The following is a 25,640-nucleotide window of genomic DNA, read 5'->3' as shown; positions in this document are numbered from 1 at the left end:
ATGAACAAGAACACTAAAAAGGATGAAAGCCATGAGTCTCCTTCTGGCTTTCATCCTTTTTCAGTTATATTCCCAGTAATTTTTTAATTCCTTTTAGCGAATACCCCTGCTGAATCAGTCCTTCAACTGGTGTATCTAACTTCCCAAAGAAAAGATGTGCATCAGATTGCAGCAGCAGCTCCAAGTCCATCTCTGTATCTCCCATTCCCTTAATAGCTCCATCAATGTTAAGCTCTGCTGTCAAACGCTTCATCGCCTGTTCCTTTGATAGGTTCTTTGGCAGAAAATAAAGCTTTTTATGCTGAAAATAGCCAATCCAATCATAGACAGCTACAGCAGCGTTCACTTCCTGAATAAATTCAGGTGCCCAGCCTCGTTCAGTAACAAGGACACAATAGTATAACCCATCAATATCCTTGATTTTCCGAACGCTTTCCTCTGGAAGAATCACTTTGAGAATCGCCAAGACAGCCTCACGATGTGCCAGCTCTTCCGCCAATTCGATTCTGACTTCTTTATTCCAGTCTTCATCCAATACGCCATCACGATAGAGGTTCCCACCATTGCTGGTCAAAGCAAACGGAACAGGAAGCCTTTTCCAGACCTCATTTAGCCGTTCAAATTGTTCTGTTGAACGAGTCGTTATCGGAATCAAGTAATTATCCTTCTGCCATTCTTCAAAAAATACAAGCAAGTCATTTTCCACGAGCCCATAACCGCCGTTGCCGTATGATTCCGCTTTAAAGCAATCTTCTTCAGATAACGTTTCAGGTAGTGTTCTTTTTGAAAACAGAATCGTTCCATCCAAATCTGTAAAAAGAGCAGTCTTCATATTTCTTTTTCTCCTACTTTTTGACGAATCAATCCACAGCAGGAATAAGGCATGTTGGTATACTCCTCAATTGGTACATGAAGCTCCTTTGCCAGCATCAGAATATGGCGTAAGTCGTTGGTTTTCTCCGGATTAATCAACAGCTTCTCCGGCACACGACGCAACAAAACCCGCGTTGTTTCTCCCACACCCGGCTTGATAAAATGAATGCTGTCATAGTTAAAATCTTCTTTGATTCTTTCAATAGCTGCCATACCGGCCCAGCTCGGTACCTCATCCGGATTCCAAGCTGCTAAAGCCTCTTTGACCTCTTGCGTAATCTGCTGTCTGTGCTCTTCATAGGCAGACATAATCGTGTCAATATATACATTTGAAAGATCCAACGGTTCAAATTCCTTATAATACTTTGCTCCATGAACCTCACCTGGCTTGATAAAACGTTCATTCAATACCGTTCGGCTGACTAAACCGGATACTGTTGAGTTCAAGCAGGCACTTGGAATCAAAAAGTCTTCCCGTGTTCCATAAAGCGTCGTACAATACCCTGTATCTGCCAATACAGCAAGCACTGGAGATACAGGATACTTCCAGCTTCTTTTTTCATTATAAAGCGCACAGGCTTCCGTCAATTCTTTGGTGATAGCGCCTTTGCCGGTCCAGCCATCAATAAACTGAATATCGGCAGAGGCTGATTGTTGGTAGATATAATCTAAAGCGACCTCATCGATTCCACGTCCTCGAATAATCGAAATGGAATAATGAGGAACATCAACTTGATATACAAGCTTCAAGTATCTTTTAATTAATACTCCAATCGGTGTACCCGCTCTTGCCAAGCTAACTAAAACCAGATCCTTTAGGGTCTCTTCCACATCATCTTGATGGTTCTTGCTTTTTTCTACTACGATTTGTTCCGCAACGATTGCCACGGAAGCTGCAATACGGACAGCAGAATCCTTCAAGGTTTCTTTAAACAAAGCAATGTACTCTTCTGTTGGTTGATACTCGACCGGCAGCATTTCTGAATAATGAACACCGCTTTGAATGAGTACTTCTCTTTCCGGTGTAGCAATCTCATCGACATAATTGCTGATATCTTGAAGAAGAAAAATCACATCCTCATCTGAATAACTGCCTTTAATAAATGGTTTCATTATTTACTCCTTCCAATGACAGACCGATAGACGGCTCTTGATGTAAGATCGACAAAATAAATGTTTGCGTCTTGAATTGTTTTTAAGGTACGATTCAACTCGTGCAGTCCCTCTCTATCAGCAATCCGCTCAAACACGACAAAAATATCTCGATACCCGTCTTCTTTTGGAATACCATAGACATAGTTTGTCACACCCGATTGCTCCGGACTTGGAAATGCTCTTTTATTAAAAATCGGATACCCCGTTTGGCTTCTACTCAAAATTGGGCTTCTTGTTGTCGTATGAAAAAGAACATCCTCCCCCATCAGACTTGCGATACGCATCGGTACATACATAAATTCACCTGTACCAAGAACAAGCGTCGGTCCGCCTTGTCGCAAGCTTTTCAGCTGAGCGCCAATTTGTGCTAATCGCTCTTCTTCATACTGCGTTTCAGTCAGACCGAATCGACCAGTAGCAGTTAAATACGCAGGTCGTTCAACCTTTTCATTCTTCATCACCGCGGGCAAAGAACAAGCCAGCTTCGGCAGCATCTTTTTAAACGGCTGTTGCAACATCAAAGCAGACGGCTCTCTATCAGTAATAAAAGAGTCCTCTTTCAATTCCTCTACTTTTCCAAATTCCTCTACAGTCCCCTTTAGTAAAGACACCTCGTTGATTTGGATATCTAGCTCCTGTTCTAGCTTGCGAAAGGCTTGCTGATTTTCTTCATTGCGCCAATCAAGAATTGAAACGATTGTAAATTGCTTTTTCTGCGGGTACATACGAATGATATCTCGAATGATATTCAAGTTGGTTTTTCCGGTAGTGACTTCATCATCAACTAAAATCACTTCCGTGTCATCATTGAAAAAATCGGCATCTGCTGCATACACACGATGGGCGGTCGCATGGCTATGCTCTTCCTCGAAAGAAAGAATCGACTGTCTATCGGCCAGCTCTTCCCTTGTCGTATGGATGTATCTGGCAGGTGATGCAAAGCTCTCGAAGAACGCCTGACCTAATGCCGTTGCCGTCTCACAAAAACCAATCACTGTTATCGGGCGATCCAGCTTTACAACCGCATCCTTCAATTGCTCAATGTTAAACTCTTTTTGTGCGTCCTGTTCGTTCAGAACTTCTCTGATTTCCTTTTGATAGCCATCAATTTGACCACTGTAAATCAATGCCAGTGCCCGACCAATCAACAATGAGACTGACGGATTCACAGGTAAATGCTTGCCTAATACCGGACTAACAAATAGGAAACTGCGCTTTTTATTGATTCTGGCTGCCATTTTGAACAGACGATCCGGTTCTATCTGAAAAGGATTTTCTTCAATCGTTATTTTCACTTTCAGCCCTTTGGCAACAGGGTATTCACGTATCTGTGTCATTTTTGTTCCTCACTTAAATATTCTGCAATCAGTAAATCAACAAATTCTTTTTTCTCATTGAATACACCGTAAATTTCTGCTCGTCGAATAATTTGTTTTGCCCATAAAAGATGAGGCTTAACCTCGTTCATCTTATTACCGCCATCACTTTTAAACACGCCAATCTGACCATCAGCACTGGCTAAAATCCGCTTAACATCCTGATACTCTTCCTTCGGCACTACGAGCTGGCTGTTGATTGGCACAATGTGCGTCGGGTGGATACAGGTTTTTCCATTGATGCCGTTCACTTTATCAAACAAAACCTCTCTAATTAGGCCATCATTCGCTTCAGTAATCAGCTCTTTTCGAATCAACTGACCATCTTCCCCCAGCTTTGCTTTAAACGGCGTTTCTCTCAACAACGGCTTCAATATTCTTGGTCGCTTCCCAAAAAATTCCCAGACACAGCCGCTTATGACAAAGCGGCGATCAATAGAAAAATAGTTCAGGACATCCGTCATAAAATCTCTCATAACAGAAACATCATAAATCGTTGAGTCAATCGTTCTTCGCAAACCAAACAAGCCACACATATCTGTTGCCCCAAGACGAATATTCAGAATTCGCTCTTCGAATTTCGGCTGTGTCAGAATATCATAAATCTTCGTCATTTCCTCTTCTCTGGTGCGCTTAATCATCAAAGCTCTTGACTCCAAAATAGGCATTGCCCATAGCCAAGTATCGTTCTTTTCTGACAGCTCAATAACGTTTGTCAAATATGCGACCATATTTTGATTATCTGCTTTAGGCAATGCAAAACCAGAAATTACTTTTGCCAAATCGCCAAGCTGTTCACCGAAAGAAGCCAAATGCTCAGGATTTCGGACACGAATAAACAGCATCGGCAATTCCTCCCGCTCTGTTTCTGAGCAGTGCGCCAAATGCTTTTGGATTTCTTTCAGCTGATTGATTAGATTCTTTTCAGCTGTTTCCAATGTCACATCGCCAATACTATCTTCCAAGCATAAGATGTAGGCTGTCGCCGAGTAGCGAGCATCGATGACCAACTGTGCAATATTTTCCCTTGTTGCCGGCATATACAGGGCTGCGCCTAGGGCATTCCCTATCAATAATCGCTCATCTGCCGAAAAGCGATGTGTTCCTTCATAGCTTGTTTTGATTGTTTGAGGCAGTTGATAAAAAATCGCTGCCTCATCTTCTTGTGACAAAAAATTAAAATGTTTCATGTCAAACCTCTTTTCTTCCTTTTATTCAAACCAACTAGACCACTGTAAAAATTTTGTGTTTTTCTCATTTAAATCATTGGTAATGCACGCCTATAAAAGATGCAAATAGGGAATTATTATGTATAAAAAACAGGAGGCGCTGCCTCCTGCTTCTGCAGTTCTACTGGACGATTAAAAATAGTTCATTCATCGGTAGCTGTAACTTACATATTATTCTTCTTCGCTTCATACTCACTTTGCAGCTCAAGAAGACGTTTTTTCCCTGCTTCTCTTTCCGCTATGTTTTCTGCTTCAATTTGTCTTGTTTCTTCCATGCCCTGCATGATTGTACTCCAGGTCTGTTCCATTGTCTCAAGCTTGATACTTGGAGAACCAGACAGCTTCGCAATTTCTATACTATTTTGAGAAATGTTCTGTGCATTTTTCATCAGCATTTCATTGGTTCTGTTATCCAGTTCACTCATTGCTTCAGCAGTCATTTTCTGTTGCTTCGCAGCTACTGCTTGAATCAGCGCACTCTTGAATACAGGAATCGTGATAACAAAGGCAGAATTAATCTTACCAATTAGACGAACATTCCCTTTTTGCAGCATATCGATTTGCGGACCCGTTTGCAGTGAGACTTGCTTCGCCATTTCTAAGTCGTACACACGTTGTTCAACCATTTCCAACGCAGCAGTCATTTTGCTCAGCTCAATACCAGCCATTTGATCCCCACTATTTACGCGTTCCTGTAATGCTGTGATTTTGTTGTTTCTTAAATCATCTGCAATGACTTCGCCGGCAGCGATGTATTTTTCTAATTCAAGGTAATAACGAATATTCTCATCCGCTAACTGATTCAGCATCGCTACATTTTGCTTCATCTTCACTTCATATTTCTTGATTTCAGTATAAACAACTTCGATCTCGCCACCCATTGTTTGGTACTTCGCCATAATCTGACTGACAATATCTTTTCCTTTACCGAAAATTTTATTCAACAGACCTTTTTTCTCTTCTGCAAAATCTTCCGGTTCAAATTTATCCATGATTTTTCCAAGCTTGTCCAACATAACTGTTGATTTTTGTGTTTCTGCTACAGTCATGTTGTTTAAGATACGTGAAGAAAACTGCGAAATCTGCTCTGCCGGCTCTTTACCAAATTCCAAAATAGAGAGTTGATCTCTTAAATCAACATTTTTACTGATATTGATTACCTCAGGCTCAGATTTCAGCTGTTCTTTTTGCAGCTCAGCCTGTGACAAGCGCTTTTCTACATTTACTACCTGCAATTCCTCAAGTCCTGTTTCCATTTGATTATCCATATTTTCAAGCTCCTTTTCTATATTGACAGAAATTGTTGTATTCGTTCTACAATCAATTTCCTTTCCTAGTTGGTCCGTTAGCCCCATCTATACATCGCTCACGCGCTAAGAGCTGCGGTGCTCCTTTTCTATATTGACAGAAATTGTATATCATTTTCTACATATACTTTGTACCCCAAGAACTTTCAACCACATACTACTTTTTAAATCTGTTGAAAATCGACTTTATCGCACTGTTTCCTTTGGCAGCCATACCGCTAGTCTGGAAGGTTTCTTCAAAGCTGACCTCTTCCAGCCAATGACTGTCAAATTGACTGCTGTCAACGTACAGCTCTATGTCATTCTGCCCCGTCGGATTATACAAAACGATATCAAAGCCCAACTCATTCAGCAACAGCAAAAGTGCTGCATCTGCTCTCGTCAAAGTTCCCGTCATTCCATTATTGTAAATCATGATTTTGGGAACATCCTGCGCATAATCGTATTGCTGCAGCATTTTTGTAATAAACGGCGGAACATTCATTGCCTGTGAAAACAAATACATCTGTACATCTTCTCGTGTCTCACTTCCATGAGGGAGAAAATGCGCTTTTCGCACATACCTGCTGATAGCACTGGCTAAAGCCAGCTGCATGCCATTAGAAACAGCTTTATGCTGCCACCAGTTAGACTCCATCAGCTTCTCCGGCGATAGCGTACCATCGCTCTTCAAAGCAAACTGATAATGGAATTGCTGATTGCCTTTAATTTCCTGCTTAATCGGAAACTCTCGCATCACTTCTACTAATTCAGTGCTTTTCTGTACCTTATAAAAATCATCCCAGTATTTCTTACGATCCGTTGATACACCAAGCACCTTGGCAAAAATGACAGGGATTTTTACAAACCCTTTGCCAACCTGAAAATTTGGTCTGACAAAGGCTTTTTCCTTGCCAATGATATGTATCTCATCATAGGTTGTTTGCAATGTGATACTTTCCGGCAAATATTCTCTCAGTTGGAAAGGCTTTAATAAAAGTGTGCCATCCGAGTTCATAATATTGCTGAGCTCCATCGCTGCCTTCCGTGCCGTCGTTGATTTTCTCATTGGCTTTTCTGTTGGAAACGGCTCTATGTCCATTTCATTGGGATATTCATAGACTGAAAGATCAATTCCTTTCACCCCTGTAAAGTCATTGATTTTCTCACTATTGAAAATAAGCACGTCAAAGCCCAAAAGATACAGCAAAATCAGAAAATACTGCTCACTTTTAGTCATGCTCCCATACCAGATTACTCTTGGTACATCGTTTTCCAAATCGGTCTCTTGCAGCCATTGATCAATATAGTTAAAGCCCCACTTGATACAGTCTACAATCACTCGACGAAAATCCTTATGCAGTAAATCCCCATGATTTTCCGCAAAGATATTAATCAAATCAATGAACTTCAATGTCAGATAGCGATAATGCTCCGGATGTTCCCGCAAGGGCAGCAGGTTATTTCCCTGCATAAATGCCACAAACCGATTTGGTGACAGTCCTTTTTGTTCATTATGTGTATTAAACAGCTTTTGGATTCCTTGAAATATCTGATTATCAATCTGCTTTTCCAAATTTCCGGCCAATAAATGAATATTGTATGTATCATTATAAACAACATCGTAAAGCCACTCGTTGTAACTAAATTCATCCAGCGGAACCCCTAAAACGACTCCTGCTACCTGAGGATACGCCAGTGTTTCCTCTGTCTTTTGAAATCCTGTTCGCAGTGAGATAGGCGTGATAAATTCTGCTTGCCAATCAATCTCATTAAGATTCTGCGGAATCGGATGTAATTCCAACACACCACCCACTCCATTTCTACTTAAACATTTTATACTTTATCTTGTCATGAAACACTACAACTTAAGCATGATTTTTGGATATTTTTTCTTCTACCAGTCACGCAGAAAGTCTTCTGTGATATAATCAAAGTATATCCAATCCATACCAACTAATCAACACAAATTATTGCAATAAAATGAGTCGATTTAGATTGAACAATGGGTTGATTTTCACTATATGAACGCTGACGAATGACATAGTTAATAAAAATGACCATCGTCTATAAAAGAGATGGTGATTCTTTTTCTTTTCTTCTATTTGGCAGACTTCATATACATTTTAATGAAAAAGGAGATACAAACCAATGGCAATTAACTTATCAAAAGGTCAAAAAATTGATTTGACCAAGTCTAATCCGGCATTGAATAATATCACCGTTGGGCTTGGGTGGGATGAAGCAGCTCCTTCCGGAGGCGGTTTTTTAGGTGGTTTATTCAGCGCGAAACCAGCTGCAATAGACTGTGACGCTTCTGTGATTTTATTGCAAAATGATCGTTTTGTAGACAAAAAAGATGTCGTCTACTTCGGACAATTGAAAAGCACAGATGGGGCAATCATTCACCAAGGCGATAACCTGACAGGTGCCGGTGATGGCGATGACGAAGTAATCAAAGTAAGCTTGAACAGAGTTAGTCCAAAATACAATAAAATGGTCTTTGTTGTTAACATCTATCAAGCACATAAGCGTAATCAGGATTTTGGTATGATTCGCAATGCATTCATCCGCATCATGGATGATTCTGGTATGGAAATTGCTCGTTACAATTTAACAGATAACTATCAGGGTATGACTGGTTTGGTAGCCGGAGAATTATACCGTCACGGCAGCGAATGGAAATTTGCAGCAGTCGGCAGCGGTATGGATGTGGCTAATTTATCAGACATGCTTCAACGATATAAATAAACTATAAAAATTCTGGAGGTTTTTTCTTATGGCAGTTTCATTGGCAAAGGGTCAAAAAGTTGACTTAACAAAAACAAATCCCGGATTGACAAAAGTTCGTGTCGGTTTGGGTTGGGACACAAACAGGTATGATGGTCAAAGTGATTTTGACTTAGATGCTGAAGTATTTTTACTTGGCGGAAACGAAAAAGTAACCAGTGATGCTGATTTCATCTTTTACAATCAGCCAACTAGCCAAGATGGTGCGGTTCAGCATATGGGTGACAATCGTACCGGTGAAGGTGAAGGCGACGATGAATCTATCGAAATCGTTCTTGGCAGCGTAAACCCTTCAATTGAAAAAATTCGTTTTACTGTAACAATTGATAGCGCTGAAGAACGCAACCAAAACTTTGGTCAGGTATCTAATGCTTTCATTCGAATCATCAATGCAGATTCAGAGGAAGAGTTAATTCGTTATGATTTAGGAGAAGACTTCTCCATCGAAACAGCGATTGTTGTCGGTGAACTGTATCGTCATAACGGCGAATGGAAATTCACAGCAATTGGTAGCGGCTACCAAGGCGGATTAGCTGCACTTGGCAGAGATTTCGGTGTAAATATCGGATAATGAACATCACAGATATCCACTACTCTTGGTTGAAGAATCACCTTAGAGTAGTGGATATCGAATCATCATAAACATAAAGAGCATACAGCTCTTTCATCTTAAAATAAGCGAAAAGGAGCACGACGACATATGGCAATTAATTTATCAAAAGGTCAGAAAGTTGACTTGACGAAAACAAATCCGGGGCTGACAAAAACAATTGTAGGTCTTGGTTGGGATACAAACCAATTTGACAGTGGTGCAGCATTTGACTTGGATGCCTCTGCATTCCTGTTAGACGCAAACGGCAGATGCCTTAACGAAAAGAGCTTTATCTTCTATAATAATCTTCAATCTGAAGATGGCTCTGTTCTTCACACCGGGGACAATCGTACCGGCGAAGGTGATGGCGATGATGAACAAATCAAAATCGATCTGGCTGCTGTTTCTCCGGCAGTTGAACGAATTGCAATTACTGTAACTATCGATGATGCCGTTGCAAGAAACCAAAACTTCGGACAGGTATCAAACGCCTTTGTCCACATTTTAAATGAAGAAAACGGCGAAGAAATCCTGAACTTTGACTTAGGAGAAGACTTCTCTGTTGAAACAGCAGTTGTTTTCTGTGAACTATACCGCCATAACGGCGAATGGAAGTTCAACGCTATCGGCAGCGGCTATCAAGGTGGCCTCGCAGCTTTAGTACAAGCTTACGGCTTGGATGTACAATAGTTTCTCATTACGGAAGCAAGACTCATGGCTGGGGCATGGTCATCCCAGCCATTTGGTTATTCTAAAATAGTAACTAAAGACAAAAGAACAGTTAACTTCCTTATAAAGAATTAGCTGTCTGATTTAACGAGGAAAACTAACCAGATAACTGTGGTAGCTACCTGCGCTGTTGCCTCAAAAATAAGAAGGAATATCGGACCACCTAAATGAAGAAAGTAGGCAGTTACCTGACTTCTTTCCTCAAAAATATGAAGGAGATTATTGATAAGTGAATAAGACATTTACTGGCTTAACCGCCGAACAGGTCGAGCAGTCCAAACGGGAACACGGGACCAATGCGCTGACAGAAAAACAATCCGAATCATTTTTTGACAAATTAAAAGGAAACTTTGATGACCCAATCATCAAAATCTTGATTGTTGCACTCGTTCTTAATTTAATTTTTGCATTTCTTGGCTACGCTGAATGGTATGAAGCGTTAGGGATCGCTATCGCTGTACTATTGGCAACACTGATTGGAACATGGAGTGAATACTCCAATGAAAATGCCTTCCAGAAACTACAGGAAGATGCCTCAAAAATCGTTGTCAAAGTTTATCGCGATGGACATGTTGTCGAAATCAAAATCGACGATATCGTTCAAGGCGACGAAATCATCCTCCAAACCGGGGATAAGATTCCAGCAGATGGTATTTTGCTAGAGGGTATTTTGAAAGTGGATCAGGCTTCGCTAAACGGAGAATCTGATGAAGCAACAAAAACACCACTTCCTAAGGGCGGTACGTATGAAGATGGTGATACATTCGACCAGCACGCATTGTTCAGAGGTGCGGTAATTACCTCTGGTGAAGCAGTGATGAAAGTAACGAAGGTCGGCGATGCTTCCTTCTTTGGACAAATGGCTTCTGAGCTTTCTATTGAAGACCGTGAATCTCCATTGAAGCTGAAATTGGCTGGCTTGGCTGACATGATTTCAAAAGCCGGTTATACTGGCGGTGTGTTAATCTTTGTCGCATTTATGATTAACCGTATCTTGGTACAAAACAACTTCGACGGTGCACTGATTTCAGAATATTTCACAAATCTTGGAGTAGTCGGAAACGATGTCGTAGAAGCCTTCATTTTAGCGGTAATTATTATCGTTGTTGCCGTGCCGGAAGGTTTGCCGATGATGATTGCTATGGTGCTTTCACAAAATATGAAGAAAATGCTGCGCAGCAATATCCTTGTTCGTAAACTGGAAGGGATTGAAACAAGCGGAAGCTTGAACATGCTGTTTTCCGATAAAACCGGTACAATCACAAAAGGTAAATTGGATGTTGTTTCTTATATCAACGGTGCCAATGACAGCTTTGACACATTAGGTGATGTACCTGAAAAGCTTCAAAAGATTATCGGTACTGCTATCGTAAATAATACAAATGCTGTAATTTCTGAAGACAGTAACGGAAACGTGCTGATTATCGGGGGGAACCCAACAGAAAAAGCAGTCCTTGCTTTTGCAGAGAAAAATGAAAACTTGCATGGAACATTAGAGCATGTTTCTGTAATTCCTTTCTCTTCTGCTAGAAAGTTTTCAGCAACACAGGTGGCCGGCGATTGGAATACCACTCTAATTAAAGGTGCTCCTGAAATGATTTTACCGAATTGTTCCACTTACTATGATACAGACGGCAACAAACAGCCGTTTACAAAACTGACTGAGCTTGAAGAGGAAATCAACGATCTGGCAACAAGATTAATCCGGGTATTGATTCTTGCTACAACTGATGAAACGGTCACAGAAGAAACGTTGCCTTCTGACTATACCTTAGTTGGTATTTTAGCAATTCGTGACGATGTTCGTCCGGAAGCCATCGAAGCGATCGAAGAAGTGCACCAAGCTGGTGTGCAAGTTGTTATGATTACTGGTGACCGTAAAGAAACAGCCGTTGCTATTGCAAAAGATGCGAAAATTCTAACTGCTCCAGACGATGTCGTTCTGACTTCTCAAGAGCTCAACGAACTGCCGGATGAAGAAGTGAAGTCTATTCTTCCTAATATCCGTGTTATCGCTCGTGCCTTGCCTACAGACAAATCACGTCTGGTTCGCTTATCACAGGAAATCGGCTTAGTTGTTGGGATGACTGGTGATGGTGTAAATGACAGCCCTGCCTTGAAACGTGCCGATGTTGGTTTTGCGATGGGTAGCGGGACAGAAGTTGCAAAAGAAGCTGGAGATATCGTTATCTTGGATGACAACTTCAAATCAATTGCTCAATCCATCCTATTTGGTCGGACGATTTACCGTTCTATTCAGAAGTTTATCGTCTTCCAGTTGACACTGAACGTTGGTGCATTGCTAATCAGTTTTATCGCGCCATTTGTTGGTATCGATCATCCATTGACCATTACGCAAATGCTTTGGGTAAACTTGGTAATGGATACACTGGCTGCTTTGGCCTTTGGTGCTGAACCAACCTTGAAACGTTACATGAAAGAAAAACCAAAACGTCGTGATGAAAGCATTGTGACACGTCCAATGTTCTCTGCCTTTCTCTTTGAAGGTATTGTGATTACCGCTATCGGTCTATGGATGCTAAAAGGAACCTTCCTTTCTCAATACTTCACAAGCGGAACCGGCGATATCGCTCTTTACACAGGATTCTTCTCATTCTTTATCCTGTATGCTGTATTCAACGGATTCAATGTGAGAACAGAGAAACTGAACATCTTTGATAACCTGAACAGAAATAAAATGTTCATCCGTATCATGGGACTGATTATTGTTGTACAAATTCTGATGACCTTTGTCGGCGGCGCAATCTTGCGTACAACACCATTGAACGTAACTGAATGGGCAATTGTTCTTGGCTTGTCTGTCGCAGCGATTCCAATTGATATGCTGAGAAAAGTTATCTCAAAAGCAATAAACAAATAAGTTAAAAACCGTCGAGTCAGCAGAGAAGCTGACTCGACGGTTTTCTATTTTTAGTTAAATGTGAAATCTGCTAAAAAGCCGGCTGACCACGTCTCATCGTTCTTCAAAAAATCTTTCCCGAAATCCACGATTAAGCCGTGAAATTCCTTTGCCTCTGCTGTACTAAAGTCCTCTGGAAGATATACACGTTTTTTCAACTTCTTATAGCTGTCAACATCTTCAATACCCAAGCGACTAAATAATCGCTGCGCATATCGATCTGCAATGAATTCAACACCATCAAAGACATAGACTAGCAAAACATCAGCAGTTTCATCACCTACGCCTCGCAAACCAAGTAGTTGCTTCCTTAGCTCATCTCCATAATGATTTTCAATTGCGAATAAATCAAAATTAAATTCCTGCAGCCATGAAAAGATTCCTTGAATCGCCTTCCCTTTATTTATAAAGAAACCACTTGGACGAATCAGCTCCTGTAACTCATCCAAAGGTAAATCAGCGATTTTCTCAGGCTTAAATTGTGTCCTCTCTCTCAAATGATGCAGAGAGTACTCGACATTCGTCCAATTGGTGTTTTGAACAAGTATGGAACCAATAATGATTTCCCATTTTGATTCTGCCGGCCACCAAAGACGCTCCGGCATATTTTTCTTTAACTGCTCATATACTTCCATTGCCGGTATCATACCCAGCCTCCTCTTCCGTACTCTTCTATTATGAAAAAACTAACTCCTACTGCTCCCAAAGCCCAGTTCCTTTTATTTGTTGCAGCCTGCTTCCCATTCAGTATAACAAAACTTATCTGCCGGCTTCAATTTTTGCTTCCTTCACTTGTATGTGAATAATAAAAATTTTTTAGCCCATTCCACCGGCTCTCAGTAACTATGCTATACTAATGGCATTATCACTACAGAAGAACATTCGGAGGGACGACACTTGAATAGAAACGACCTGGAAACATTCCAAAAGCATTTCAACGGAGACAAAAAATTCTTCAAGGATGGTTACTATCGACTGCGAGATATTGGAAATAATCAATTTGAGCTGGCCTTTCTGGAAGCAGGACCTTGCGGAGACACTACAATTCATCCACAAATCACACTCGAACGGTTTGAAGATGAGCTCCGACCTCTTAAATTGTTGGATATGGCTGTTTCACCAACCTTACGCTTAACTTACGAAGAGCATCCTGTCGAGCTGAATAATGAGCTTGAACGCCTCGTTCAGCGCTTTTATAACGTCATCAACTGAGAATTGATCTGTTGAAAAGACCTATTCGTCTTTTCAACGGATTTTTTTATTTGTAGAAGTAAGCGATTTTTCTTTAAAAAGCCAATTAATGACAATTCAATGAAGTTTTTCATCATTTTCTCATTTTACGTATTGATTCCCGTTAAAAGTTTGTGATACACTTAGCAATAAAAAAATGAATGGAGTGCTGTTATGGATTTAGGGGACATGTTAAGCCGAATCAATGATTTTATCTGGGGAATTCCTATGATTGTCCTAATTATGGGCGTTGGTATTTTTTTAACAATTGGGTTGCGAGGTATTCAGCTTCGAAAACTACCGTTAGCGTTGAAATATATGGTCAACAATGAGGAAGAAGGCGAAGGAGATATCTCCAGCTTTGCCGCTTTATGTACCGCATTGTCTGCTACTATCGGTACCGGGAATATCGTGGGTGTAGCGACAGCTATAGTTGCTGGAGGACCTGGAGCCCTATTTTGGATGGAGGTTGCAGCGCTTTTAGGAATGGCGACCAAATTTGCTGAAGGATTGCTGGCACTGAAGTTTCGTGTGTTTGATAAAAATGGCAGTGCGCTAGGCGGACCTTTTTACTACATAGAAAATGGGATGGGGATAAAGTGGCGTTGGCTTGGGAAAATGTTTGCTCTATTTGGTCTTCTAGCTGGATTGTTAGGTATCGGTACTTTCACCCAGATTAATGGGATTACTAGTGCGGCTCAATCCTTTTTCGACCCGAACAACACAAGTACAGTGGCATTATTCGGACAAGAATACTCATGGTCTGTTGTTATTGCGGGCGCTGTGGTTACCTTGGCAACAGCCATCGTATTAATTGGCGGCGTGAAACGAATCGCCCAAGTAGCTGAAATCATCGTTCCTGCAATGATTGTGGTCTATGTGTCCTTGTGTTTACTAATGGTCATTTTGAACTATTCAAAAATTCCAGATGCTTTCGCTCAAATCTTCGAAGGTGCTTTTGGTTTACGTGCAGTAAGTGGTGGTGCCTTGGGAGCTATGATAGTTGCATTACAAAAAGGGGTAGCTCGTGGAATCTTCTCTAATGAATCTGGTCTGGGGAGCGCGCCAATTGCTGCAGCTGCCGCAAAAACCAACGAACCCGTTCGTCAAGGCTTGGTCTCTATGACAGGAACCTTTATTGATACAATCATTGTCTGCACAATGACAGGACTTGCTATTATTTTGACCGGGGCGTGGGAAACCGGACTGGACGGAGCAGCGGTAACCATTTATGCCTTTTCAGAAGCGCTGCCTTTTTCAAATGCAATTTGCTCTTTCCTATTGATGATGTGCCTGTCCTTTTTCGCTTTCACAACAATCATCGGTTGGAATTATTATTCTGAACGCTGCCTGAGCTACCTGACAAACGGCAGTTTGTTAGGTGCCAAAATCTTTAGAGTTGTCCATATTTTGGCAATCTTTATTGGCCCTTACATGACAATCACGGCCGTTTGGACACTTGCTGATATCTTTAATGGATTGATGGCTTTCCCTAACCTGATTGCTCTGATTGCTCTCAGTCCGGTTGTTTTCCGAGAAACAAAAGGATTTTTGAATCGACTACAAGCAGATGGCTCGACATCGCCGGTCACAGAAATCGAAGAAGATATTCCCCTCACTTCCGAGCTGGGATTAGAAGAATAGCAAAAAACAGCAAAGATGGTGTGAACCGTCCTCAAAAAGTTAGACTGAAAAATCTAACTTTTGAGGGTACGACAGTTAGCCCTACTCTTTGCTGTTTTTTATTTAAACCAAACGTTCCGGCATCATGCCTTGTAAAAATCCCCATACACCGTTTTGAATAAGCAGCTCGTCACGGTCTTCAAAAGGAAGCACAGTACGGATTGTATCTTCTTTCCCAGACAAAACCTTCTTTGTCCAATGAGGATCAATCAGTAACGCTCGACCAACTGCAACAAGCTCAGCCTCTTCCAATACTTCCTCTGCCTGCTTCCCTGTCCGTACATCGCCAACACCAATCAAGGGAACACGTCCAGCAATTTTCTCATGAACATAGGCAAGCATAGATTTTTCTTGAAACGCCTTAGAAACAGAAACTCTCTGATAGTCATTCAACGAGATATGCAGATAATCCAGAGGTTTATTGGCAAGTAAATCGACCAAATACATCGTATCAGCCATTTTGATTCCCGGCTCTTCGTATTCCTCAGGAGAAAAACGATATCCTACAATAAACCCTTTCTCTGCATATTCATCAACAGCTCCAGTCACACGGTCAACAAGCAGCTCAATAAAATGAGCTCGCTTCTCTACAGACCCGCCCCATTGATCAGAACGTCTATTAGAATGTGGTGAAAAGAATTGCTGAATCAGATAGGTATTCGCTCCGTGAAGTTCCACACCGTCAAAGCCCGCTTTGATGGCGCGAACGGTTGCCTGACGATAATCCTCAATCAGTAAAGGAATCTCTGCTTCCATCAATTCACGCGGCGTTTCTGCCCCTTCACGTTCAGCTGCAATCGCACTTGGTGCTACAGGCTGTTCGCCACGAAGAATCTTAGAATTCGTCATTCTGCCACCATGAAAGATTTGTAAAATTGCTTTTGTGCCATTTCGTTTGATAGCTGAAGCCAAACGACTTAAGCTGGGAATCATCTCATCAGAAGCTGCACTCAGTTCACCTTCCCAGCCCTTCCCAACCTCTTGAACATTCGCTGCCGCAGTAATTATTGCGCCAACCTCTCCAGTTCTGAGACTGTAATAGTTCAACTCATCCTGTGTCACAACGCCATCATAAAAACTCATCTTCGTTGTCATCGGAGCCATAACGATACGATTTTTCAATGTCAAACCTCGTCTAAAAGTAACTGCTTCATCCATTTTCTTCATAGTTTTCCCCCATTTATATTAGTTGAGTGTCTGTAATGCTTCCTTAATCGGTGTTTCTCCATCATGCATAGGAATCACTTTTTTGATAGTCTTTGGTTCTGTTACAATTTGTGCGAGTGTTTCTGCTACATTGAGAATCGAGTTTTCGCCTGCTTCTCCTGAACCTATCGTTATTCTTCCAGAACCTTCAGTTTCCTTCAACGCTCCCGGCTGTAAAATCGTGTAGTCAAGGTTTGAGTTATTAATCAGCCAAGCATCCGCGTAATGCTTCGCAATTGTATAATCAAGCAAGCTTGACATTGAGCCATCCTGCCACCGTTCCGGTTCCAAGGAATAGGCTGAGCTTAATTGAACATAGCGCCTAATCCCTTTCTTTTCTGCTGCCTGTATCAACTTGACCGCACCATTCAAATCCGTTTGCAGCAAGTCCTTTCCTCTCGAGCCGGCAACAAATATAACTGCTTCTGCGTCCGCTAGACTATCTGCTAAGGCATCAACTGAAGTGTGTAAATCCATAAAAACAGCTGTGACATGTTCATTTTCGATAATTTGATCCGTTTTCCTTGCTCCTGCGTAAACAAAATGACCTTGTTTTTGAAGATTGGCGACAAGCTCTCGACCAACTCTACCCGTTGCTCCGGCAACAAATATTTTCATAGAAATTTCCCTCCACATCAAAATGTATGCACATGCATATATTATCCTATGAAAAAGATTTTTACAAATCATTCGACTTTTATGTCTTTGTTCTATAAAAATCTGTTAACAAAGGATACTGTTGCACCGCCTGTTTCAGCACGCCGTCAGCCACTTTCTCAGCTTCTACCAGCTTCTTCAAGCCTTTGTCTGTAATACTAATATAAATACCTCGTTTATCATCTGTACAAACATGGCGATTAATCACGCCACACCGCTTATCTTCCATACGACTAATCAATCGAGACAGGGCGCTTTGACTTAAACCGACTCTTTCTTCCAGATGCTGCAGCCTCATTTTTTTTGATTCCTCAATAGACAAAAAGTGCAGAACATAGAACTCATTCAATGCCAAATTTACGTTTTCCTTTAACTGTCTTTCCATTTCACTGTCCACCACAGCAATCATCTGCGATAGATCCAACCAGTTCGCTAAGCTGACATTCTGTTGCTTTTCCATCCTATCACCTCTTTCCAAGTCTAACTAGGTCTCAACTCTAAGCTCCTGCTAAAATAATAGCTAAGAAATGTAAAATCGTCAATCTCAGCGTCTCGCTTCTTAGTTTAAAGTCTATCTCATAACAAGCTATAGTCAAAGCCCGATTGCCATTAAAATCAATGGTAATCGAGCTTTGATATATGATTACATGTTCTACTTACTTTTCTTTTATAGTGAAGCATTCTTTTTCAACTATTACTATCTGCTATATAGAGCAATCAATGCCACTAACTGTTTTTTTCAGTCTCGGAATTTTTTTGCGGAAAATCGTCCAGCACATACTCTTCTTTCAATTCGGTCTCCGTATGAAGTGCAAAACCAAAGCCCTCACCTTCTCCAAAGGAAAAGCTGGACAGTAATGATTCTTCTTCCTGAAGGGCATGGATAGTCTCTTCCTCAATCCCTCCAACGGTTTCTTCCGTCAACGTCGTCTCAGAAGACAATGTTGACGATTCCGTTGCAGTTGTAGGTGATTCTGTTTTTGTTTCTTCACTGATTGGTGTGCTATCCGCAGAAGCAGTTTCTTCCTCCACTGTACTCACAGGTGTTGGCTTCGGTAATTTTGGATCTGTGCCGCTGCTATCGCTCGGCGTTTGATAGAACGGATTATTCTTACGTCTCTTCAAGACAAAGAGATACCCGCCAAAAATAAGCAAGCTTACACCGGAGATACCACTGCCTAAAAGCAGACCTTGCGGCAAGAACACAAACTCCACTTCATGAGTTCCCTCTTCCAACTGAACCGAAAGAAATGCGTCTCTAAATGGCGTAATCCCCGCTTCCTTTCCATCCACATAGACCTTCCAGCCCTTGTCATAAGGAATCGTCGTAAACAAAATCGGATCGTCTTTGGTGACCGTCACAGTGGCCTTTGCCTTCCGCCCGCTTACCTCGAAGTCCACTCCTTTGTCCAGAATCGCTTCTGCCGCTTCCGTGTATTCTTCAATGTCTAATAAGGCGATATCCGGGGTTAGGAACTGGGCCCGAACGGTATCCGACAGCTCAATCGTGTACTCGACCTCGGTCTCTTCTTCATAATAGCCCAGGTTGTAGTATTGACCGGTCATGTTAATCCGCGTCTGCTGTTTTACTCCGTTGACCGTTAAAATCACCTCGGCACTCTTCAGGTCATCATAGTTCAACGGATACAGGCTGAAATAGGCCTGCTTGTTCTTTGGAATCGTCGCTTTCCACGTCAAACGCATCGGCTCCTTTTCCTTTTTATCCGTTTTGACATAGGTCACCATCTGATCGGCGTCTTCGATGGTCACATGCTCCGTGTCCACCAGCTCCGGATCAATAAAGGTATAGTAGTTCTTCTTCTGATTAGCTAGTAGATTGAATAAGGAGGTCTGATTCTTGCCTGCTCCATCCACATACAAATCACGGTCCGTCATCACCCCAAGGGGCATCGCATACTGATTTTCATACAGGGCATATTCACCAGAATCGTTGATTTTCTTAAAGCCGTATTTATTGATTTTTTCCTGTGAGAGATTGTACTTAATCCCTGAAATCATATCCATCAAGATAGTGTTGTTGCGGTAATCATTCTGCAGATTCGTTCCCCAGGAACGATACCCCAGCTCATGCAGGTAAGACAGGGAATTTCGGTTTCGAATGGAGGAGAACATCCCCACTCCGCTATACCCATAATTCAAGCTGTCGTTCTTCGTTAACATGTGCATGGTTTCCATGCGGTAGAAGGAATCATTGTCTTCTTTGGTCTGTGCCACCAGCCCACTGATATCGTCATAGTGGTACAGGTAACGATTCCGTGCCGGATACACCCATTCCTTTTTGATGCCTTGGAAAATCACGTAGGTGTTCACGCCGGCTTCGGCACTAATCAGACAGAGAAACAGTACCACCCACAGCTTACCCAGTGTTTTCTTTTTCAAAAAGACCCGTAGGAACAACAGGTACAAAAATAGAAAGACCAGGGTCATGATAAAGGAAAAGACGGTAATGTAGCGGTAGGTATCGCCAAAGGAGACATACACCCGTACACCGACAAAGAGGAACACCAAGCCCAATACCAGATTGCTCATCCGATCAAAGGAGGCCTTTGACAGGTGCTCCCAGCCATAGCCCGCCAACAGAATCACTAGAAACGACAACACATAGCTGTAGCGGAACAGGAACATATTCGGCGCATGAAGCCCCTGCCAAAACAGGTTCAGCGGCTCAAAGTAAAAGCTGAAAATCACAAAGGCGCCCAAGGCGCTGTACGACAGCTTCTCCTTCAAGGGAATCTCTTTGACCGTGTAATAATACACACAGAGAATCAGAGACCACAGCCCGATAAAGACAAACGGCGTGGAGCCAAACTGAGTTGTATCATAGACCCCCACAAAGTTTTTCACAAACAGATCCAACACCCCGGTGTCTTCTGTTTTCAAAAACGTAATCGCACTCAGGGCTTCCCCGTTGTTTCTCAAATCCAGAATGGTGGGCAGAATCACCGGCATCGAAGCGCCCCCTGCCAACAAGGAGGTCCCCAGATAATCCACTGTCTTGCGTTTCCAGTCGCTACTGTCAATCACCAGACGCGTCAGGAAATACAGAAAGGAGAAGAAGCCGACAATAAAGGCCATGTAAAAGTTGGTGACAAATAACAGAAGATAGCTGACAAACAGCACCAGCGGTTTCCGTTGCTCCAGCACCCGATGAATCCCCAAGATGACCAGCGGCAGATAGACAAAGGCATCCAGCCACATAATCATTTCAGAAAACGCCAAGGCAAAGCTCATCAAAGCATAGGAAATACTCAGCGCTGGATAGCCCCAGCGGGGCAGTTTGAAGGTGCCCAGACTGAATACCGAAAAGGCCAGTCCGGAACAACCGAATTTCAATAAGGTCAAAAAATAAAGAGCATCGGGAATTTGACTGTTGTCAAACAGGTACACCAATGGCGTAAAAATGCCCCCCAAATAATAGGAAATAAACGCCCAATAATTCAAGCCAAACGACACATACCAGCTGTAGAAGATACTCTCCGAGCCCTTCATCATGGTATTGTAGCTGGCTAAAAAGTTCGACAGCTGGTGAAATGAATCACTGGCCATGATGGTTCGGTTACTCCCGGGATAAATCCCAATCATCAAATATACCCCTGCCAAAATCAGTATCGGCAGAAAAAAACTAAGGCCCAGTATCCAGCGGTTTTTCGCCAGATAACGGACACCTTTCCATTGTGTTGGTTTCATTGCTTTCCTCATTTCTTCCGTTTTTTCAGTGGCCTCAGCTGACGCGTCCGATGCTCGTCAGGGGAAAATAGCGGAATACCACGACCCCTTCAATCTGGTCGGACGTGATAAGCCCCATCTCCCGACTGTCACGAGAATTGCCTCGATTATCGCCTAAGACAAAATACTGATTGGCCGGTATTTCTGTTTGCGTACCAATTGATTGAACCGCCTCCGGACTGAGCAGCACTGTTAAGGCGCCATCCGGCAACTGCTCTGCGGAAAATGACGTCGAGGACCTGCTTGTCTCATACAAATACAGGCGATTGCCGTCCAAATGCAGGCGATCCCCCGGCAGTCCGATAATGCGTTTTACATAGGACTCCCCTGCCTTGTCTGCCGGTTCAAAGGTAATCAGCTCATAACGGGCAAAGGTCTCGGTCCGTCGGACCAGCAGCCGGTCGTTGTCTGCCAAGGTCGGTACCATCGAAACCCCGTCCACCTGACGGGTTCGAAAGTTCAAAAAGAATAGCAGCACAAGAACGGCTAACAGCCCTAACACCACATAGCCCCGACGTAGTTCCCGTCGCTGCTGCTCCTGTTGCTTTCGTTGTCTGATTTCTTGTTTTAACCGACGGTTTCGCTTCTTGGGGCGAACACCGCTGGTGGGTACTTTTTTTGGTTTTCTCTCTGTGGTTTGGTTCATTCGTCGTGTCTTCCTTCTTATAGATACGTCATTTCATGCAGCGGCAGGACCTTCATCCGAACCACCCCAATGATATCCTTTTTATGAATCACGCCATAGCTGCGGCTGTCTACGGCAAAGGTTCGATTATCCCCCAACACAAAATAACTGTCCTTGGGTACCGCGTCCTGACCAATCACCTGACTTAAGCGAAAGTCTTCAGTGAACTGTTGGTCGTTTTGCCGGGCTTCCTTCAACGCCGTGTTCAAAAAGCGCTCCACCTGTTCCTGCTCGTTCAGATACAGCACATCTGCTTGATAATAGAGCCGATCACCGGGTACCCCAATCACTCGACGAACCGACAGCTCGCCATCGGTTGGACTGCGAAACAGCACAAAATCAAAGCGCCGAATCTCTTTCAGCTTATTGACAAAGACTGTATCTCCGGCATTTACCGCCGGTGCCATCATATAGCTGTCCACCGAATAAAAGGTAAAGGTAAACAGGGAGATGACATAAATCAGCCCCATAGCTAAAAATAGGCTCAAAAGAAGCTCGCCGACCAGTCGTCTGCCTCTTTTGACCCCCGTTGGTCGCTTTCGGCCGGTTTTCCTGCCGCTTGATTGTCGCTGCTTTTTCTTCCGTCGGTGTGTGGAAGCCTTGGTGTTGCCTGTTTTTTTTAGGGCTGTATCAGACGGAGAAGACCGACGGTCTGTCGTCGGCTTCCTGCCTGTCCGTTTTTGCCCGTCTCTTTTGGAAGAGGGGCTGGTCTTGCGTTTCTTTCGCTTCTCATCCTTCATTTCATCGATCCTCAGTTTGTCTTTTTCAGTGAGTCTTCGTTGATGCTGAAATGCTTAAGTACCTTTGTTTGATGGATACGAACTTTTTCAAGATCCGCTTCCACTTCTAGCCGTGCCTCTTCGTCAGTCATCAATGTCTCTGCTTGGGTAAAGAGATTAACACCAAGCTCAGACATATAGGAATATTGTCGGCTTAACAATCGCTGTCCTTCTTCTGACAACCGTTGGCTGGGGATACGTGTCCCATAACTGGACAAACGTCCGGTTAAATCCCGCAGACGTGCAGCTGCTTTTTCAGGATTTGCCAAAGACTCTTCACTGCCCAGCTCCTCCTCAATCGTTGCCACCAAATGATACCCCTGAACAATCGCATTGGAATCCTGTTCCCCTAAGCGATGGGCTTGATAATAGCGGGAGTAAAAGGCACCTCCGCCAAATGCACCACCCAGTACCAACAATAGAAGCGCCGAACGAAACTGACGCCATTGCTTCTTTTTCATCTTTTGTACCCTACGCTGCAGTTTTTTCCGCTTCTTCTTGTTCTTGATGCGCTTTTTTTGCAGTCCTGCACGTTTTCTTCCCGTCAGAAAGCTTTGAATGAACAGGATTAGAACAAACAGCCCACAAAGGATTGCGGCGGATAACAACCCTATAAATAACCAATCCAATATACTCACGTTTGTTCCCCCATTATTCGTTTTCTTTTCTTGGTTTGTCTAGTTGCGTTTTTTCTTTTTTGTTTTAGTTTTCTTACGTTTCTTCGTACTTTTTTTCTTTTTCACCTGCCGAATCACCAGATAGATTATCAGAACCAGCACAAACACGCCGGCAACAATCGCGGCAATTAGCTTCCAGTCAATGCCGGTTTCTTGAATCATACCAACATCCTCTTCGTTGTACTTCTCTGCTTCCTCATTGGTGATGGTAAAATCCTGTTCCCAGGTCCATGTATCAACTTCCGTTGTAACTGTAATGTAGGCCGTGTAATCCCCTGCGACCATCCGGTCGCCCTGCATGGATACCGGAAAATCAATCAGACTGTTGGGTGCCATCTTCATCGAAGCCTTCTTCGTATCGTACAAGACATCCTTTGAACCCTTTTTCGTGATTTGGGCATCTACAGTCATCTCAGCAACAAACGCCGGTTGGATATTGGAAAAGTTCACAAAAATCGTGTTGCGGTAATTATTTAATCCGGCATAGACCTTGTTTAAGGCTAAATCATGGGTCACTTCGGTGTCTGTTTGTTGGAGAACGACCCCGATAAGATAGGCAAACTTATTAATCACGGTGCCTTCTTTTTGCTTATCCAGCTCTTCTTCATTGGTAATATTCCGCAGCTGAATACCACCGGTAATAATCCCATCAAAAGATGCCTCCGGCATCGTCACTTCAAGATCCAGCATCCGTTCTTCTCCCGGTGCCAAGACGACTTCCTCCGGACCTTTAACCACATCCATAAAATCATATTTCAGGGAAGCATCATTTTCAATCTCATTGGAGGTGTATTCAATAACCCCATTACTGTTTGTTTTCGCGCCACTCAGCTCCACACTCAGTGTTGTTTCTATGTTGGTTGGATTGGTCAGTTTAATCTGAATCGTCTGTTTTCGACCAGCTGCCAGCTGTAAATCAAAGTAGCCGACCTCTTTGTCCAGTTGATTCTCCGGTAAAATGACCTCATACGTAAAGCCCCCCACTTCCGTAACTTCCGGTGTTTCTGTTTCCTCGGCTGCTGCTGCTCCCGGAAAGACCAGCAGAGCTGTCATGATTATGTATAGTAGGCCTAGTACTACTTGTTGTATTTTTTTCACGCTGACAGTTCCTTTCTTTAATGAAATAGAAGAGCCGACTGACGGGGCAACCGCCGACCGGCTCTCTTCTATTTACTGATTTATGTTTCTAAATCATTCTGTTGCTTATGGATTTGTTGGAGTTGGAGTGTCTGCAATTGTCCAAGTGATTTCTGCAGTGTATTGTCCTTTGAATTTCACAACATCTCCTGGTACAGCCAATTGTACAGATTTTCTGATTTCATCTTCACCATTCGCACGGTTACCGAAAGCAATCTTGTATTGTCCATATCCTCTAGCTGCATTAGTCATGCTGTAGAACAATTCTTGTTGTCCTTCTGCCAATGTAATTGATTTACCTTTTACAAATCCTGAATCTTCAGGCATGTTCAAGTCTGTTGTTGTATCTCTTCCATCACCAGCAATACGCAGGTTAGAGTAAGTGATTGTTGCACCAGCTAATGTAGCATTACCTGTAGCAGATGGATCATTGTGTGTGAACTGTTTTGATAACTTACCAAAGATGTGGTATTGACGTGTTGTTGTTGAACGAACATCCTTGAAGTCTACGAAATGCTCATACGTACCTACAGATGAACCGTAAGGTTTTACGTTATATGGCTCTGAACTTCCGTCTGAAAGAATCGCATGCTTTTCAAAATCTAATGGCGTCGCCGCAACGATGGCCAATTCATTTGTCGCACCTGGGTTTACTGAGATTTCAGGAATTACTGTTGTTCCGTCTGGCTCTTTTACCGTTGGTAAAGATGTATCTTTTTCGAATTCAACAACGCCTTCTGTTTTCCAGTCGCTTTGTTCTGCTTTCGTTGCGCTTGGTACGACGATTGCTGCTCCGGCTACTGCTACTAATAAAGCAGCGCTTAATTTGTGTGTGTTTTTCATTTGTGTTTTCCTCCTAAGATATGTGTGTGTGGTTGTTGCATTTATG

The 25,640-nt window shown here is 42.7% G+C and carries 22 protein-coding genes; 6 read left to right on the top strand and 16 right to left on the bottom strand.

Going from position 1 to position 25,640, the window contains the following annotated elements:
* Window positions 1-64: 64 nt before the first annotated feature.
* The 6 genes from IW510_RS16085 to IW510_RS16060 form a co-directional block, all read right to left on the bottom strand.
* Window positions 65-832: a hypothetical protein gene (locus IW510_RS16085; protein ID WP_202061395.1), complete on the bottom strand. Its 768-nt coding sequence runs from the start codon at window positions 830-832 to the stop codon at window positions 65-67.
* Complete coding sequence (locus IW510_RS16080) at window positions 829-1,986, bottom strand: cysteine protease StiP family protein (RefSeq protein ID WP_202061394.1); 1,158 nt, start codon at window positions 1,984-1,986, stop codon at window positions 829-831. The genes IW510_RS16085 and IW510_RS16080 overlap by 4 nt, the downstream gene beginning before the upstream one ends.
* A complete protein-coding gene (locus tag IW510_RS16075; protein ID WP_202061392.1) occupies window positions 1,986-3,365 on the bottom strand; it encodes a phosphoribosyltransferase family protein in 1,380 nt (459 codons plus the stop codon). Before IW510_RS16075 ends, IW510_RS16080 begins: the two co-directional genes overlap by 1 nt.
* On the bottom strand, window positions 3,362-4,594 hold the full coding sequence (locus IW510_RS16070; RefSeq protein ID WP_202061390.1) for an HpcH/HpaI aldolase/citrate lyase family protein: 1,233 nt from the start codon (window positions 4,592-4,594) through the stop codon (window positions 3,362-3,364). Before IW510_RS16070 ends, IW510_RS16075 begins: the two co-directional genes overlap by 4 nt.
* Before the next feature lie 203 nt (window positions 4,595-4,797).
* Complete coding sequence (locus IW510_RS16065) at window positions 4,798-5,988, bottom strand: toxic anion resistance protein (protein ID WP_236674779.1); 1,191 nt, start codon at window positions 5,986-5,988, stop codon at window positions 4,798-4,800.
* A 109-nt stretch (window positions 5,989-6,097) separates the two neighbouring features.
* Window positions 6,098-7,726: a YceG family protein gene (locus tag IW510_RS16060; protein ID WP_202061387.1), complete on the bottom strand. Its 1,629-nt coding sequence runs from the start codon at window positions 7,724-7,726 to the stop codon at window positions 6,098-6,100.
* A gap of 344 nt (window positions 7,727-8,070) precedes the next feature.
* Here IW510_RS16060 and IW510_RS16055 point away from each other — a divergent pair, with 344 nt between their 5' ends.
* From IW510_RS16055 to IW510_RS16040, 4 genes are all read left to right on the top strand, one after another.
* Window positions 8,071-8,670 carry a TerD family protein gene (locus IW510_RS16055; protein ID WP_202061385.1) on the top strand — a complete coding sequence of 200 codons (600 nt, stop codon included), beginning with the start codon at window positions 8,071-8,073 and terminating at the stop codon, window positions 8,668-8,670.
* Between the two features lie 28 nt (window positions 8,671-8,698).
* A complete protein-coding gene (locus tag IW510_RS16050; protein ID WP_202061384.1) occupies window positions 8,699-9,280 on the top strand; it encodes a TerD family protein in 582 nt (193 codons plus the stop codon).
* Window positions 9,281-9,409: 129 nt separating this feature from the next.
* Window positions 9,410-9,991, top strand: a complete 582-nt coding sequence (locus IW510_RS16045) for a TerD family protein (protein WP_202061383.1) — start codon at window positions 9,410-9,412, stop codon at window positions 9,989-9,991.
* Between the two features lie 268 nt (window positions 9,992-10,259).
* Complete coding sequence (locus tag IW510_RS16040; protein WP_202061382.1) at window positions 10,260-12,911, top strand: calcium-translocating P-type ATPase, PMCA-type; 2,652 nt, start codon at window positions 10,260-10,262, stop codon at window positions 12,909-12,911.
* Window positions 12,912-12,961: 50 nt separating this feature from the next.
* Here IW510_RS16040 and IW510_RS16035 read toward each other — a convergent pair whose 3' ends face one another.
* Window positions 12,962-13,597, bottom strand: coding sequence for an endonuclease III domain-containing protein (locus IW510_RS16035; RefSeq protein WP_202061379.1), 636 nt, complete (start codon window positions 13,595-13,597; stop codon window positions 12,962-12,964).
* A gap of 250 nt (window positions 13,598-13,847) precedes the next feature.
* On the opposite strand from IW510_RS16035, the gene IW510_RS16030 reads away from it, so the two are divergent.
* Both IW510_RS16030 and IW510_RS16025 read left to right on the top strand, forming a co-directional pair.
* Entirely contained in the window at window positions 13,848-14,162 is a 315-nt protein-coding gene (locus IW510_RS16030; protein WP_202061378.1) for a hypothetical protein, read from the top strand.
* 192 nt (window positions 14,163-14,354) lie between these two features.
* Window positions 14,355-15,824, top strand: coding sequence for an alanine/glycine:cation symporter family protein (locus IW510_RS16025; protein WP_202061376.1), 1,470 nt, complete (start codon window positions 14,355-14,357; stop codon window positions 15,822-15,824).
* 102 nt (window positions 15,825-15,926) lie between these two features.
* Here the strand turns inward: IW510_RS16025 and IW510_RS16020 are convergent, their stop codons facing one another.
* From IW510_RS16020 to IW510_RS15980, 9 genes are all read right to left on the bottom strand, one after another.
* A complete protein-coding gene (locus IW510_RS16020) occupies window positions 15,927-17,030 on the bottom strand; it encodes an NADH-dependent flavin oxidoreductase (RefSeq protein ID WP_202061374.1) in 1,104 nt (367 codons plus the stop codon).
* Between the two features lie 18 nt (window positions 17,031-17,048).
* Entirely contained in the window at window positions 17,049-17,687 is a 639-nt protein-coding gene (locus IW510_RS16015; RefSeq protein ID WP_202061372.1) for an SDR family oxidoreductase, read from the bottom strand.
* A gap of 79 nt (window positions 17,688-17,766) precedes the next feature.
* Window positions 17,767-18,186: a MarR family winged helix-turn-helix transcriptional regulator gene (locus IW510_RS16010; RefSeq protein ID WP_202061370.1), complete on the bottom strand. Its 420-nt coding sequence runs from the start codon at window positions 18,184-18,186 to the stop codon at window positions 17,767-17,769.
* Between the two features lie 266 nt (window positions 18,187-18,452).
* Window positions 18,453-21,434 carry a YfhO family protein gene (locus tag IW510_RS16005; protein ID WP_202061367.1) on the bottom strand — a complete coding sequence of 994 codons (2,982 nt, stop codon included), beginning with the start codon at window positions 21,432-21,434 and terminating at the stop codon, window positions 18,453-18,455.
* Window positions 21,435-21,468: 34 nt separating this feature from the next.
* A complete protein-coding gene (lepB, locus tag IW510_RS16000; RefSeq protein WP_202061365.1) occupies window positions 21,469-22,119 on the bottom strand; it encodes a signal peptidase I in 651 nt (216 codons plus the stop codon).
* A 17-nt stretch (window positions 22,120-22,136) separates the two neighbouring features.
* Window positions 22,137-22,898 (bottom strand): signal peptidase I, encoded by a 762-nt coding sequence (gene lepB, locus IW510_RS15995; RefSeq protein ID WP_202061363.1) that lies wholly within the window; start codon window positions 22,896-22,898, stop codon window positions 22,137-22,139.
* A gap of 11 nt (window positions 22,899-22,909) precedes the next feature.
* Window positions 22,910-23,575 (bottom strand): hypothetical protein, encoded by a 666-nt coding sequence (locus tag IW510_RS15990; RefSeq protein WP_202061361.1) that lies wholly within the window; start codon window positions 23,573-23,575, stop codon window positions 22,910-22,912.
* Window positions 23,576-23,614: 39 nt separating this feature from the next.
* Window positions 23,615-24,712 carry a DUF916 and DUF3324 domain-containing protein gene (locus tag IW510_RS15985; RefSeq protein WP_330932666.1) on the bottom strand — a complete coding sequence of 366 codons (1,098 nt, stop codon included), beginning with the start codon at window positions 24,710-24,712 and terminating at the stop codon, window positions 23,615-23,617.
* Window positions 24,713-24,817: 105 nt separating this feature from the next.
* Entirely contained in the window at window positions 24,818-25,594 is a 777-nt protein-coding gene (locus IW510_RS15980) for a WxL domain-containing protein (RefSeq protein ID WP_202061359.1), read from the bottom strand.
* Window positions 25,595-25,640 lie beyond the last annotated feature (46 nt).

The organism is Enterococcus sp. BWR-S5, from assembly GCF_016745255.1.
Classification (GTDB): Bacteria; Bacillota; Bacilli; order Lactobacillales; family Enterococcaceae; genus Enterococcus_L.
Note: the sequence above shows the minus strand (reverse complement) of the source record. Positions and strands in the feature narration are given on the sequence as shown.